Source organism: Corynebacterium sp. LaCa54 (assembly GCF_046717495.1).
Lineage (GTDB): Bacteria > Actinomycetota > Actinomycetes > Mycobacteriales > Mycobacteriaceae > Corynebacterium > Corynebacterium kefirresidentii.
Genome location: NZ_CP177115.1, coordinates 278,408 through 292,588, shown reverse-complemented (window position 1 = coordinate 292,588; position 14,181 = coordinate 278,408). Strand labels below are relative to the sequence as shown.

Annotated in this window: 13 protein-coding genes; 7 read left to right on the top strand and 6 right to left on the bottom strand. The window is 62.2% G+C overall.

From position 1 onward, the window contains the following. Positions 1–18 precede the first annotated feature (18 nt). A complete protein-coding gene (locus ACLI1M_RS01455; RefSeq protein WP_411706621.1) occupies positions 19–945 on the top strand; it encodes a hypothetical protein in 927 nt (308 codons plus the stop codon). Here ACLI1M_RS01455 and ACLI1M_RS01450 read toward each other — a convergent pair. From ACLI1M_RS01450 to mshA, 4 genes are all read right to left on the bottom strand, one after another. Next, positions 942–1,649 carry a response regulator transcription factor gene (locus tag ACLI1M_RS01450; protein ID WP_005327214.1) on the bottom strand — a complete coding sequence of 236 codons (708 nt, stop codon included), beginning with the start codon at positions 1,647–1,649 and terminating at the stop codon, positions 942–944. The two genes, ACLI1M_RS01455 and ACLI1M_RS01450, sit on opposite strands and share 4 nt — an antisense overlap. After that, positions 1,646–2,908: a sensor histidine kinase gene (locus ACLI1M_RS01445; RefSeq protein WP_179387328.1), complete on the bottom strand. Its 1,263-nt coding sequence runs from the start codon at positions 2,906–2,908 to the stop codon at positions 1,646–1,648. Before ACLI1M_RS01445 ends, ACLI1M_RS01450 begins: the two co-directional genes overlap by 4 nt. 63 nt (positions 2,909–2,971) lie before the next feature. Then, a complete protein-coding gene (locus ACLI1M_RS01440) occupies positions 2,972–3,718 on the bottom strand; it encodes a phosphoglyceromutase (RefSeq protein WP_200435960.1) in 747 nt (248 codons plus the stop codon). A 39-nt stretch (positions 3,719–3,757) separates the two neighbouring features. Next, positions 3,758–5,023 (bottom strand): D-inositol-3-phosphate glycosyltransferase, encoded by a 1,266-nt coding sequence (gene mshA, locus ACLI1M_RS01435; protein WP_411706620.1) that lies wholly within the window; start codon positions 5,021–5,023, stop codon positions 3,758–3,760. Between the two features lie 66 nt (positions 5,024–5,089). Here mshA and ACLI1M_RS01430 point away from each other — a divergent pair, with 66 nt between their 5' ends. From ACLI1M_RS01430 to ACLI1M_RS01415, 4 genes are all read left to right on the top strand, one after another. Then, the gene (locus tag ACLI1M_RS01430) at positions 5,090–6,805 is read left to right on the top strand and encodes a long-chain-fatty-acid--CoA ligase (RefSeq protein WP_411706619.1); all 1,716 of its coding nucleotides are present in this window, start codon (positions 5,090–5,092) and stop codon (positions 6,803–6,805) included. A gap of 1 nt (position 6,806) precedes the next feature. Continuing rightward, a complete protein-coding gene (locus ACLI1M_RS01425; protein WP_023020466.1) occupies positions 6,807–7,292 on the top strand; it encodes a methylated-DNA--[protein]-cysteine S-methyltransferase in 486 nt (161 codons plus the stop codon). A gap of 70 nt (positions 7,293–7,362) precedes the next feature. Further along, on the top strand, positions 7,363–9,072 hold the full coding sequence (locus ACLI1M_RS01420) for a long-chain-fatty-acid--CoA ligase (RefSeq protein WP_023020465.1): 1,710 nt from the start codon (positions 7,363–7,365) through the stop codon (positions 9,070–9,072). 11 nt (positions 9,073–9,083) lie between these two features. After that, on the top strand, positions 9,084–10,613 hold the full coding sequence (locus tag ACLI1M_RS01415) for an AMP-binding protein (RefSeq protein ID WP_248099215.1): 1,530 nt from the start codon (positions 9,084–9,086) through the stop codon (positions 10,611–10,613). On the opposite strand, the gene ACLI1M_RS01410 is transcribed toward ACLI1M_RS01415, so the two are convergent. Then, positions 10,610–11,848 carry a YihY/virulence factor BrkB family protein gene (locus ACLI1M_RS01410; protein WP_248099217.1) on the bottom strand — a complete coding sequence of 413 codons (1,239 nt, stop codon included), beginning with the start codon at positions 11,846–11,848 and terminating at the stop codon, positions 10,610–10,612. The genes ACLI1M_RS01415 and ACLI1M_RS01410 overlap by 4 nt on opposite strands. 71 nt (positions 11,849–11,919) lie before the next feature. Between ACLI1M_RS01410 and ACLI1M_RS01405 the strand changes: the two genes are divergently transcribed. Continuing rightward, entirely contained in the window at positions 11,920–12,396 is a 477-nt protein-coding gene (locus ACLI1M_RS01405) for an S-ribosylhomocysteine lyase (RefSeq protein ID WP_238800542.1), read from the top strand. Between the two features lie 142 nt (positions 12,397–12,538). Here the strand turns inward: ACLI1M_RS01405 and ACLI1M_RS01400 are convergent, their stop codons facing one another. Then, a complete protein-coding gene (locus ACLI1M_RS01400) occupies positions 12,539–13,645 on the bottom strand; it encodes a UDP-N-acetylmuramate dehydrogenase (protein WP_200288326.1) in 1,107 nt (368 codons plus the stop codon). Between the two features lie 24 nt (positions 13,646–13,669). Between ACLI1M_RS01400 and ACLI1M_RS01395 the strand changes: the two genes are divergently transcribed. Next, the gene (locus ACLI1M_RS01395) at positions 13,670–14,161 is read left to right on the top strand and encodes a DUF2505 domain-containing protein (RefSeq protein ID WP_005327201.1); all 492 of its coding nucleotides are present in this window, start codon (positions 13,670–13,672) and stop codon (positions 14,159–14,161) included. Positions 14,162–14,181 lie beyond the last annotated feature (20 nt).

Below are 14,181 nucleotides of genomic sequence, written 5' to 3'. Positions count from 1 at the left end.
GGTCTACCGTGGTTAGGTGTGAATCGCCCAAAATCTGACACGGTATACCTAGGTTTTCCCGCGAGCTCGCCCGCGGCGGCGTCGATAAGAGCGGGCCGCGAAGAGGCCCCCGATTTCCCGCGGGAGTGGTTCGAATTTACCAACCCGAACGACCCGCACCACGTCTTTTCCATCGACCTGACATGGGTGGAATCGCACTACAGCTGCCAATTTGGGACGTCGGCATGCCGGGGCATCGATAAGAGCCAGCCCGAGGTGGGCTGCTGCGTGCATGGCGCCTATATGGCCGATGAGGAAGACCGCGATCAGCTTTACGACGCCGTCTCGCGCATGCCCGCCAAGTATTGGCAGCTGCGCCCAGCGGGGGTAGATGAGTTCCTCGCGCAGGACGCTACGGACGAGTTGGAGCCATGGCTGGAGTGGGACGAGCTCGACGGCGAGGACGGCGAACCGGAACCGGCGCTGAAGACCCCCATTGTGGATGGCGCGTGCATCTTTGCCAACCGCGCCGGCTGGGCAACGGGTACGGGCTGCGCGCTGCACCAGTGGGCGGTCGATGCCGGCGAGGAGCTCACCGTGGTCAAACCCGAGGTGTGCTGGCAGCTACCGCTGCGCCGCTACGAGGATTATGAAGAGCGCCCGGATGGCCAGGAGATTTTACGCACGCAGATTGGCGAGTATGACCGCCGCGGTTGGGGCAATGGCGGCGAAGACTTTGATTGGTACTGCTCGGCCGATGCCGCCTGCCACGCCAACCCGCTGCCGATGTGGCAATCGCACGAGGACGAGCTGGTAGCGCTCATGGGCCGGGAGTCCTATGAGATCTTGGCCGCGCACTGCAAGGCCCGCGCCGCGGCGTCCGAGCACGGCGTCCAGCTCACGCAGCACCCGGCCAGCGTGAAGGCCGGGAGCCTACAGGCAGGAAGCCAGCAGGCGGAGAGCTAGAGCTCGAATTTATAGCCCAGGCCGCGCACGGTAACCAGGTGCTTCGGGCGGGAGGGCTGCTCCTCGATCTTGGAGCGCAGGCGCTTGACGTGAACATCGAGCGTCTTGGTGTCGCCAACATAATCGGCGCCCCAGATGCGGTCAATGAGCTGACCGCGGGTAAGTACGCGGCCGGCGTTGCGCAGCAGGTACTCCAAGAGGTCGAATTCCTTAAGAGGCATGGATACCGGCTCGTCCGCGACGGTAACGGTGTGGCGCTCCACGTCCATCTTGACGCGGCCGCCCTCAAGGATCTGCTCGGCTACTTCTTCCTCCGCCTCGGTATCGGCACCGGCGCCGGAATCGTGGCCGCGGCGCAACACCGCGCGGATGCGCGCGATGAGCTCGCGGGAGGAATAGGGCTTGGTCACGTAGTCATCGGCGCCCAGCTCAAGGCCGACGACCTTGTCGATCTCGGAATCCCGCGCGGTCACCATGATGACCGGAACGGACGAGGTAGTGCGCAGCTGCTTGCATACCTCGGTGCCAGACATGCCGGGCAGCATGAGGTCTAGAAGGACGATATCGATATCGTTAGCGGCAAACTTTTCCAACGCGGTGGGGCCATCGTGCGCGATGATCGGCTCGAAGCCCTCCTTGCGGAGGAGAAATGCCAGCGGATCTGCCAGCGACTCTTCATCTTCAACGATGAGGATGGTGGTCATTGTGCTTTATCCTTTCGACGTGCTGCAACGCGTGCTACTGCCCGCGGGAGCCCAGGCGCCGCCGCAGTGACGGCATCCTTTTTCTCATTATCCTTCATGCCAGCATCCTGCGCTGGCTTTTCTTCCCTGTAGATAGGCAACTCAATAGTGAATGTAGAACCCGTACCGGGCCGGGACCACAGTTTGATGTTGCCGCCGTGGTTGGCCACCACGTGTTTAACAATTGCTAATCCTAGGCCAGTGCCTCCGGTCTGCCGCGACCGGGCTTGGTCTACGCGGAAGAAGCGCTCAAAAACACGTTTTTGATCATCCGGTGCGATACCGATGCCGCGGTCTGTGACGCGAATGAGCACGACCCCACCGTCCACCACTTTTTGGGAGACCGATACCGGCATCTTCTCCGGCGAATAGTTAATTGCGTTGGAGACGAGGTTAGACAGGGCGGTAACCAACAGGGACCTATCTCCTTTGACCTGCACGCCTGCGGAAGCGCCGCGGTTGAGTTCGATGGAGCGAGCCTCCGCAGCCAGTTGGTTGCGCGAGAGCGCTTCCTCGATGAGGTCATCGACGGCCAACGGTTCCATCTCTGGCAGCGCTTCAGCGCCTTGCAGCTTGGACAAGGAAATAAGTTCGCTGACCATATCGGCCATGCGGTTGGCTTCCTTGTAGACCTTGTTGCCAAAGTACTCGACGGTTTCCTGGTCACCGGGGTCTTGGAGCAGGGCTTCGGCCAGCAGGGCAATGCCGCCGACGGGGGTCTTGAGCTCGTGGGAGACGTTTGCCACGAAGTCGCGGCGTGCGGATTCCATGCGGACGTTTTCGCTCTCATCGGTGCCGTAGATGATGACAAAGCGGCCGTCGTTAAGCGTCAGCGGCTTAATGACCGCCTTGAACTGAGTGACGCGGTGCCCCGTGCGGCGCTTGGGAATGGCCAGGTCGACGGTGCGGGTCTCCTTGTCCTCGAAGACCTCCTGCGCGGTCTGCCACACGTCTGGGTTCACGGCGCGGTCATGCACCAGGGACATCTCGTGGGCGGCGGGATTGGACATGACGATTTCTTGGTTGCGGTCCAGCACCGCCAGGGCCGTCGGCGAGCCTTGTACGGCCAAATGCAGCACCTGGCTGACCGTCGTCACTTGGTTGGCCTCGGCATCGGTGGCTTGGCGGTAGCGCGCAATGCGCCCGCGCAGCCAAGAAATCACCGGCAGCGCCAGCCCGCAGGCCACCACGCCGGCGGCAAAGGAAAGAATCAATTCCACGTGTCTACCCTATCCACCACAAAGTCCCCAGGGAATGCTCCCCGGGGACTGTGGCGCAGTTTCTTACTTACCGCCCTGCGCAGCAACGGCGGCGGCACCGGCAGCGGCGGCTTCCGGATCCAGGTAGGTGCCACCTGGATTTACTACGGAGCCGTCCTCGGTGATCTCATACACCAGCGGGATGCCGGTTGGGATGTTCAAGCCGGCAATATCGTCATCGGAGATATTGTCCAGGTGCTTGACCAGTGCGCGCAGGGAGTTGCCGTGCGCGGCGATGAGTACGGTTTCACCCTTCTTGGCGCGCGGGAGGATTTCTTCCTCGAAGTACGGCACGAAGCGGGCGACGACGTCCTTCAGGCACTCGGTCTGCGGGACCTTGTCCAGGTCCGCGTAGCGCGGGTCATTGGTCTGGGAGTACTCGGAGTCATCGGCCAACTCTGGCGGGCGCGTGTCATAGGAGCGGCGCCATGCCATGAACTTTTCCTCGCCGTACTCTTCCTTGGTCTCGGCCTTGTTCAGGCCCTGCAGGGCGCCGTAGTGGCGCTCGTTGAGGCGCCAGTCGCGCACCACTGGAATCCAGTGGCGGTCGGCGGCGTTGAGAGCGATGTTTGCGGTGCGGATAGCACGGCGCAGAAGAGAGGTATAGAGTACATCGGGCAGAACGCCTTCCTGCGCGAGCAGCTCACCGCCGCGCTTGGCTTCCGCCTCGCCCTTTTCGGTCAGATCTACATCGACCCAGCCAGTGAACTGGTTGGACTCGTTCCACTTGGATTGGCCATGGCGAAGAAGAATCAGCTTTCCGTTAGTCATGCCTCCAGCATGCCATGAAATTATTACCGGCGTCGGGGTTTAATCCCCAATCGCCCGCCGTTGATGGCAATCCGGGACCTCGATGCGGCTGGCCTCGTCATAGATTTCTGCGAGCGCGGCGGCGGAGCTGGCCCAGCTAAAGCGCGCAGCGTGGGCGACGGCGGCTTCGCCCATGGCGATGCGCATGGGGTCGTCGTCAAGCAGGCGGGCCAAGGCATCGGCCCAGTCGGATGGGTCATGCGAGTGCACCAGCAGGCCGGTCTCCCCTTCGGCCACAGCGATGGGCAGCCCGCCGACGGCCGCGGCTACCACCGGCGTGCCAGAGGCCTGGGCCTCCAGCGACACTAGGCCGAAGGACTCGTTATAGCTAGGCACCGCCACGATATCAGCCGCGCGGTAGACCCCCACCAGCTCCTCGGGCGGGCGGGCGCCCAAAAAGCGCACGCGCTTATCGACGCCCAACTCACGCGCCAACTCCCTATAGGCCTCCGGCGCCGTATTAGCCCCCGATGGTCCGCCACAAATGACCACGCGCAGGTTGCGGGTCGGTTCGCGGCGGAAGAGCTCGGCCGTGGCGCGAATGAGGACCTCTGGGCCCTTGAATTTTTGCAGGCGCCCGACAAAAGCCACCACCTTGGTGTGCAGCGGAATACCCAACTCGCGGCGGGAGCGCTCGGTATTGCGGTCCGTGCCAGGGGTGAAAAGCTCTACGTCGGCGCCGGGCGAAACTACGCGGATGATGTCGCGCTCGGCGTCATAGTGCTCGGCCAGGTCGCGGGCCTCCTGCTCGGTATTGACCACGAGCAGGTCCGCGTTATCCACCAGTTGCTGCTCGCAGATGCGGCGGGCCTCGGACTCCAAGGTGTCATCCGCGGTCCGGGAGGCGTTTTTCACCGCGGCAAGGGTATGGGCCGTGTGGATGAGCGGAATACCCCAGAGATCCCGCAGTAGCCAGCCCACCTGGCCGGAGAGCCAGTAGTGCGAGTGAATAAGGTCATATTTCTTGCCCTGCCACTTGGCAAATTGCACCATGCCACCCGCGAAAGCGGCCAGCTGGGTCGGCAGATCCTCTTTATCCAGGCCCTCGTACGGCCCGGCGACGATATTAATGACGCGCAGGTGGGGCTCAACCTCAATGATTTCGCCCTGGCTAGGCCGAGTGGCGCGCGTGTAGACGTCCACCTCGATCCCCCGGCGAGCCAGTTGGCGCGCACTATTGAGGACGTAGACGTTCATGCCGCCGGCGTCCCCCGAGCCGGGCTGTTCAATCGGCGAGGTATGCATAGAGATCATGGCGATGCGCATGGCGCTCAATTCTACCGGCGCTATACTGGCCCCTGCCAGAAACCTACGCCACCGAAAGGTAAAGTTTTGTCCGCATACGAATCACAGGCTTGGCTCCAGTATTACCCGGAATGGACACCGCACCACCTCGAGTACGGCGACACCACGTTGCTGGATATCTACGACAATAACCTTGAGGTCAACGCCGATAAATCGGCCACCTACTTCTTCGGCCGCACCCAAACGTATGCGGAGCTAGACCGCCAGGTTCGCGCAGCGGCCGCGGGCTTGAAGGCTTTCGGCGTGCGGCCAGGTGACCGCGTAGCCATCGTCGCGCCCAACTCGCCGCAGTACATCGCGGCGTTTTATGCCATCTTGAAGCTCGGTGCGCAGGTGGTACTACATAACCCGCTCTACACCGCCCATGAGCTGGAAGGACTCTTCCAAGATCACGGCGCACGCATCGCCATCGCCTGGGATAAGGCCGCGCCGACCTTGGAGAAGCTGCGCGCGACCACCAACCTGGAAACGGTCGTGTCCATCAACATGATCAACGCCATGCCCACCCTGCAGCGCGCCGCTTTGCGCCTGCCTATTCCGCCGCTCAAGTCCAAGCGCGAGCAGCTATCTTCCCCGGCGCCAAATACCGTGCCGTGGGAAACTTTGGTGGGCAACGCAATCGGTGGCGACGGCAGCGATATCACCACGCCGGAAGACGTGGACAAGGACACCATCGCGCTCATCATGTATACCTCTGGTACCACCGGCGCCCCGAAGGGCGCCATGCTCTCGCACGGGAACCTGTTTTCCAACCTCCTGCAGGGCAAGGCGTGGGTGCCGGGCTTGGGCGATAAGCCCGAGCGCATGCTCGCCGCCCTCCCCTTCTTCCATGCTTATGGCCTGACCATGAACGTGACCCTGGCGCAGTTTATCGGCGGCGAGCTGGTTATCCTGCCTAAGCCAGATATGTCGCTCATTATGCAGCTGATGAAAAAGCACACCCCGACCTGGGTGCCGGGTGTGCCGACGCTCTACGAGCGAATCGTCAAAGCCGCCGACGAGCAGAAGATTCCTATCAAGGGCGTGCGCGCAGCCTTCTCCGGGGCTTCTACCTTGCCTTCGGACACGGTCAAGAAGTGGGAGAACTATACCGGTGGCCTCTTGGTGGAAGGCTATGGCCTGACCGAATGCTCGCCCATCATCGTGGGCAACCCTATGAGCACCGACCGCCGCCCCGGCTACGTGGGCATCCCCTTCCCGGATACCGAGGTGCGCATCGCCAACCCAGATAACCTCGATGAAACCCAGCCCGATGGCACCGAAGGCGAAGTTTTGGCGCGTGGGCCACAGATTTTCAAGGGGTACCTCAATAACGAGGAGGCCACCGAGGCCGCATTCCACGGCGAGTGGTTCCGCACCGGTGACATGGGCGTTATGGAAGAAGATGGCTTCATCCGCCTGGTTAGCCGCATCAAGGAGATCATCATCACCGGCGGCTTCAACGTATATCCGGGCGAGGTGGAAGAAATCTTGCGCGAGCACCCGAGCATTGATGACGTCGCCGTGGTAGGCCGGCCACGCGAAGATGGCTCCGAGGACGTCGTCGCCTGCCTCGACTTGGCCGATGGCACCGCTCTCGACCCGGAGGGACTCAAGGAATACTGCCGCGAACGCCTTACCCGCTACAAGGTCCCGCGCACCTTCTACCACTTTGAAGAGCTGGCTAAGGATCAGATGGGCAAGATCCGCCGCCGCGAGGTCCAGGCAGACCTCATCCGCCGCCTCGAGGCCGAGCAGAATTAACTTGTTCCGCCTAATCGATAGCCCCCTCGGACCCCTGCGTTTGCAGGCGAGCCCGCGGGGGGTTTCCCGCGTCGAATTCACCGCGGCCAGCACCCTGCAGGAAGCGGTGGGCGGTGTAGAGGAAGGGGGCATCGAAAAGCGCAGCGCGGACGTGCTCGACGCCGCCCAGGCACAGCTCGCGGAGTATTTCGCCGGCCAGCGCCGCGCCTTCGAGCTGCCCCTCGACCCGCCTGCGACGACCGACTTTCGCGCCGCAGTGCATGCGCAACTGGCCGAGATTGGCTATGGGGAGACGGTCACCTACCGCGACGTCGCCAAGCTGCTGGGCCGGCCCGGCGCGACGCGGGCCGTGGGCAGTGCGTGCGGTGCCAATCCCCTGCTCATCGTGCGGCCATGCCACCGGGTGCTGCGCAGCGACGGCGGGCTCGGCGGCTATGCGGGCGGTCTGGAAGCCAAACGTTTTTTGCTGACACTGGAAGAAAACTAGAGGGCTTCTTCACGTTTTCTCTATACTGATTTTTTAAAACTAATTATTTACCCAAACGAAAGGTTTTTGCGTGTCCGCTTCCACCTCCCGAGCTTGGCTCGATCACTACAGCGAATGGACCCCTCACACGCTGGACTACGGTAATAAAACCATCGTCGACTATTACCGCGATAACCTGCGGGTCAACGCCAATAAACCCGCCACCTATTTCTTCGGCCGCACGCAGACCTACGCGGAGCTCGACGCCCAAGTGCGCGCCGCCGCGGCCGGGCTCAAGGCTTTTGGTATTCGCCCAGGCGACAAGGTGGCCATCGTGCTGCCCAACTGCCCTCAGCACGTCGCGGCCTTCTATGCGGTGCAGCTACTTGGTGCCACCGTGGTCGAGCACAACCCACTTTATACCGCCCACGAATTGGAAGGCCTTTTCCGAGATCATGGTGCCCGCGTAGCAATCTCTTGGGATAAAACCGCCTCCACGCTGGAAAAGCTGCGCTCGACTACCCCGCTAGAGACCATCGTCTCCGTCAACATGGTCGATGCCATGCCACCACTCAAGCGCCTCGCGCTCCGCCTGCCTATCCCACCGCTAGCTGCTAAACGCGAGCAGCTCACCGAGCATGCACCAAACACAGTAGCGTGGTCTACCCTGATCGGCTCAGCTATTGGCGGCGACGGCAGCGCCCTAGAAATGCCACGCATCAGCCAGGCTGACGTCGCGCTCATCCTTTACACTTCCGGCACCACCGGAAAACCCAAAGGCGGAATGCTCTCGCACGGTAATCTCATAGCTAATTGCGTCCAAGGCCAAGCTTGGGTTCCAGAAATGGGAAAGCACAAAGAGCGCTTCCTCGCCGCATTACCGATGTTTCACGCCTACGGCATGACCACACTGTGCATTTTTAGCGTGTACATGGGCGCCGAGCTTATCTTGCTTCCTTCCCCACAAATGCCGCTCATCCTGGACATCGTGAAAAAGCGCACGCCTACCTGGCTGCCAGGGGTTCCCACCCTCTATCAGAAGATCATGGACGCAGCCGAAGACAAAGACGTGGACTTAAGCGGCATCCGCAACGCTTTTTCCGGTGCCGCTACACTGCCCGTAGAAATCGTGGAACGGTGGGAGTCCATGACCGGCGGACGACTCGTAGAAGGCTTTGGCATGACCGAGTGCTCCCCCGTGTTAATTGGCAACCCAATGAACGGAAAGAATCGCCCTGGCTATGTGGGGCTCCCATTCCCAGATGCCGAGGTACGCATTGCCAATCCGAAGAATCTGGATGAAACCCAGCCTGATGGCCAGCCAGGCGAGTTGCTCGCGCGTGGTCCGCAAATTTTCCAAGGCTATTTTGGCAACCAAGAAGCAACAGAGGAGTCCTTCCATAACGGCTGGTTCCGCACCGGAGACATGGCAGTCATGGAAGAAGACGGCTGGGTCCGCCTAGTCAGCCGCATTAAGGAAATCATCATCACCGGCGGCTTCAACGTCTACCCCGCAGAGGTAGAAGAGGCAATTGCAGAGCACCCCGACGTGGTGGATGTCGCCGCCGTGGGCCGCCCGCGCCAGGATGGCTCCGAGGATGTCGTCGGCTGCGTTACCCTGCGCGATGGCGCCGTGCTCGATCCCGAGGGCTTGAAGGAATTCTGCCGCGAGCGCCTCACCCGCTATAAGGTGCCGCGCACCTTCTATCACTTCGAAGATCTGGCGCGCGACCACCTGGGCAAGATTCGCCGCCACCAGGTGCGCAAGGACCTACTCGAGCTGCTGGAGGCAAAGGCCTAAACTTAGCGGCTATGGCAGAAATTCACTATGGCGCTACCTTGACAGATTTCCTCGCGGCGGCCGTCGCGAGGTTTCCGCAGCGCCCCGCCACCTACTTCGCCGGCCAGACACTGACCTATGGCGAGCTCGATGCCCAGGTGGCAGCCGCGGCTGGGGCCCTGCGCGAGATGGGCGTGCAGCCCGGCGACCGCGTGGCGCTCCTGTTGCCCAATTGCCCGCAGCACGTGGTGGCATTCTTCGCCATCCTGCGCTTGGGCGCGGTGGTGGTGGAGCATAACCCGCGCTATACCGCGCACGAGCTCACCCCGCTGCTCGCCCACCATGGCGCCCGCGTGGCTATCGCCTGGGACGACATCGCCCCCACCGTTTCCGCGCAGGTAGAGACCACCATTTCCGTTTCCCTTAGCGAGCCGCTTCCCCTCAGCGGCACCCCGGTGGAGACGCACCCCGCCACGCTTGCCGACGCCGCCCTTATCCTCTACACCTCCGGCACCACCGCCCGCCCCAAGGGCGTGGTCTTAACCCACGGCAACCTCGCGGCGAACTGCCTGCAGCTAGAAACCCAGGCCCCGCTGCGCGCTGGCCACGAGCGCTTCCTGGCCGCGCTGCCCATGTTTCATTCCTATGGCCTGACAATGAGCGTGTTGCTCGCGGTGCGGTGTGCGGCCGAGATCATCCTGCTTGCCGCTCCACACACCGACGCAGTGACGGAAGCGCTTGCCACGCGCCGCCCCACCTGGATGCCGGGCGTGCCGACCATCTACGAGCGCGCCATGGCGGCCGCGCCCACCGCCGCTGGCTCATCCGCCCCCACGGATCTCGGCGGGGTGCGCTATTCCATCTCGGGCGCGGCCTCGCTGCCCTCGCGCATCATCGATCCCTGGGAAGCACGCACCGGTGGCATGTTGGTGGAAGGTTATGGGCTTACAGAAACCTCTCCTGTGCTGACCATCAATCCCCTTGATGACACCCGGCGCGCCGGCACCATCGGCCTGCCTTTGCCGGACACACAGCTGCGCATCGGCGATCCTCACGACCTCAGCCGTACCCAACCAGATGGCGTGGCCGGCGAGATCCTCGCCCGCGGCCCGCAGGTTTTTGGCGGCTACCTTGCCGACGCCCCCGCCACCGCCGCCGCCTTCCACGAGGGCTGGTTCCGCACCGGTGACATGGGCGTGCGCGAACCCGATGGCCATATCCGGTTGGTGGACCGCATTAAAGAAATCATCATTACCGGCGGCTTCAATGTTTATCCCGGCGAGGTGGAGGAGGCTTTAACTTCCCACCCCGATATCGCCCAAGCCGCCGTCGTAGGCACTCCCCGCTCCGATGGTTCTGAGGACGTCGCTGCCTGCGTGGTCCTGTCTCCTGGTGTCCGGCTCGACGAAGCCGCCTTGCGCGAGCACTGCCGCGGGCTGCTGGCGCGTTATAAGGTACCGCAAAGATTCTTTGCCATGGATAAGCTTGCCGGTGATCAGCTAGGCAAGCTGCGCCGCCGCGATGTCCGGCGCGATCTCCTCGCCCGCCTTCACCGCGACTAGTCCGCGTCGTTTTCTGCTCTGCGCACCGCTTGTTTGTAAATGCACTCGGACCGTTCTTCCAGGTCATGTTGGGCACGGGCTTGGGATTTGGCGGCGGCATCGGAACGCGGCGGGGCCTGAATATGCCGCGCGGCGTGCAGACCCAGTTGCAGTTCTTTGGCGCGCAATACCTCCGCATCGATTTTGATACCCAAAATGAGCATCGTATTAGATAGCCATACGGCCATGAATACGGCCATGATGAGGCTGAAGGCTCCGTAGACGCTGGCCCCAGCAAAGCGCTGGGTATACAGCGCGAAGGCTCCCCACACCACGACATTGGTGCTAAGCGCCACCACGGAACCGAGAGTTATCCAGCGGAAGCGCGCCGGCCGCACATTCGGGGAAAAGTGGTACAGGATGGCAATCAACGTCAGCACGACCACCACGGTGAGTGGGAAGCGCAGCCAATTCCACACCGGCATAAAGATGCCGCCCAAAAAGTCCGCGGTGCCTTGCATCTCTAGCTTGCCGGCCAGCGGTTCGACCACACCGCTGACAATGGTATCGCGCAGCAGGTTAGCAAAAAGCACGATCACCGCGCCGATGACCAGGACGATAGTAAGCCCCCACATGAGTGCCCAGGTGCGGATTATTCCGCGGCCCTCTACCCGCCCGTAGACGGTATTGGCGGTGCGCGAGAAGGCACGCACATAGGCCGAGGCGGCAAAAAGAGAAACCAGCACGGATACCACCAGCGCGAAGGTGCCTTGGGCTGTGGAGCCAATGATGGAGCCCACGAGGTGCTCGGCCTGCTCCGTCATCGAACTGGGCACGTAGTCTGCAATGAACTGCGAAGTTAAATCGTGTACCTCGGCACGCCGCGAGGAGAAGATGAGCGTCGCTATCGAATAGGCCGCGAGCACCGTAGGGGCAAAGGCCATAAGCGTGAAGTACGTCATCGTGGCGGCGCGATCCATCAAGGCATCGTGGAAGAAGTCCGCCCACACGCGGCGGAGCACCAGCCCCCAGCTTTCCTTACGCAGGCGGTTGCCGCGGGCCAACGGATCGACATTTTCGGTGTGGCCTTCAATCTTGACCATGGTGGGCGCAGTGCTCAGCACGATTTTATCCGCGCCCTCATAGACGGATTTGCCCACCGGAGTAGCCGCAGTGCTCGGCGGTTCGCCGGAAGACGAATTGCCAGGGGTGCGTGCGGCGCCAGGAACCTCGGCGGAATCGTCCAGTGTGCTCATATTATCCCAGCGTATGCGGTAAAGAATCTATTTCAGGAAGTGACACTCAGCTGTGATTACACTGGAGAAGCATGACTGAACAGAATGAAAAGAAGCTCAACGTTAAGTCCTTCGAACTCGACCACCGCCTAGTCAGCGCCCCGTATATTCGCGTGGCCGACCGCACGGATTTGGGCGGCGGCGTCGAAATCATCAAGTATGACCTGCGCTTCTGCCAGCCGAACCAGGATCACCTGGATACCAAGGCGCTGCACTCGGTGGAGCACATGATGGCCAATTTCATGCGCAATTACACCGATAAGCTCATCGGTTTTGCCCCGATGGGCTGCCGCACTGGCTTCTACGCCATCACCAACGGCATGGAGCAAGATGAGCTGCTGCGCGCGGTGGAAGGCGCGCTCAACGATATTCTTAACGCTACCGAGGTACCGGCCGCCAACGAAGAGCAGTGCGGTTGGGGTGCGCACCACAGCTTGGAGGGCGCGCAGGAGGCGGCCCGAGCATTCTTGGGCGCTAAGGATGAGTGGCTCCAGGTCATGGCCGCCTAAGCTAAGCGGATCCACCGGCACGGTAGGTGCCGAATTGAAAAAGCAGCCACGATAGACCCCGAAAACCGTGTGGTTAAGGGCGCTATCGTGGCTGCTTTGTAGGTTTTAGGCCCTAGAGCCCGGAGCGAAAAGCAGTCGCGTGCTACTCGTCGAGGGAAAGGCCAATCCAGACGGGTTCGGGCACGAGCTCCACATCGAAAGCATCGCGGACACCGTCCCGGATGGTGCGGGCGAGGTCCACGATATCGGCGGCCTTAGCCTCGCCGCGGTTGGTCAGCGCTAGCGTGTGCTTCGTCGAGAGCGTGGCCCGGCCGGAGCCCGGGTAGCCCTTGGCAAACCCGGCGCGGTCAATGAGCCAGGCGGCGGAGAGCTTTTCCCGGCCGGTCTCTGCAGAGGGGTGGCGGGGCATGGAGTCTGCGGTGGCGTCGCCAAGCGAGGCACGGACCTTGGCCTGGACGGCGTCGGCAAGAGCGGAGTCCACCACCGGGTTGGTAAAGAAAGAGCCAGCGGACCAGGTGTCATGGTCGGTGGCGTCGAGCACCATGCCCTTGCCGCGGCGCAGCTTGAGGACCTGCTCGCGGACCTCGGCCACGGGGCGGCGCTCGCCCGGATTCTGGGTGAGCTGGCCAAAGCGCAGCGGGCGGGAAAGGCCCTCGGTATCGAGCCGGAGCTCCACCTCAAGGACCACGGCGCGGCCGGTGAATTTCAGGTTGGAATAGCGATACGCTAGCTCCAGATCGGAGGCGGGGACCCACTCATCGCTATCGGTGCGGCGGTTATAAAGGCGCACGCGGGTAAGTACCTCGGAGATTTCTGCGCCATAAGCGCCCACGTTTTGCACCGGAACCGCACCCACCGTGCCGGGGATGCCGGACAGGCACTCGATGCCACCCAGGCCAAGCTGAACGGAGCGAGCCACCACATCATCCCAGTTGGCACCCGCCTGCGCGCGCACCAGACCGGATTCGGTGTCCATGGACACCTCATCAAAGTCGAGGATGACGGCGACGACATCCACGGAGCCATCGGCCACCAAGAGGTTGGAGCCGCCGCCAACGACTATGAACTTCACCGCAGCGCGATCCAGGGCGCGGACAACGGACACGGCGGCATCCGGCTGCGAGCAGCGCAGTGCGGCCTGCGGTTTTCCACCCACACGCAGCGTAGTCAGATCCGCAAAGGTGGCGGTAGAGTCCAGTTCCACGCCGTCGATCGCTGTGAGCTGTTGCGTCAAAGATTTATCAAGCACGCCTACCAAGGTAGTCTGTTAAGCATGTCAACCCGTAGTGAAAACACCGTAACCATCAATCAGCCCATCGAAAAGGTGCACAAGGCGCTGCTCACCAAGGAATACTGGGAGTACATCGTGGCCAACCTCTCCCCCGAGGCGGGCCAGGTGCACGACTTCAGCGATAACGTAGCCACCCTCTTCGAGGTTCTGCCGACCACCCTGCTGCCAGAGGCAGTGCGCGCCATGGTCTCCCAGGACCTGAAGGTCAAGCGCGTGGTTACCGTGGGCGAGCTCAACGGTGAGGCTGCTGACGTTAACTACACCGCAGATGTCAAGGGCACCCCGGTTGATTTCAAGGGCGATATCTCCCTGGCTGGCGAGGGCGAGATGACCAAGCTGTCCTACGTCAACGAGATTTCCGTCAATATCCCGATGATGGGCGCCGCCATCGAGCCGAAGGTGGGCGAATCCCTGGCTGAGCTCTTCGATAACGAAGGCAAGCTCACCGAGCAGTGGATCTCTGAGAACGCCTAAGTTCTACAGCACCGAAATCT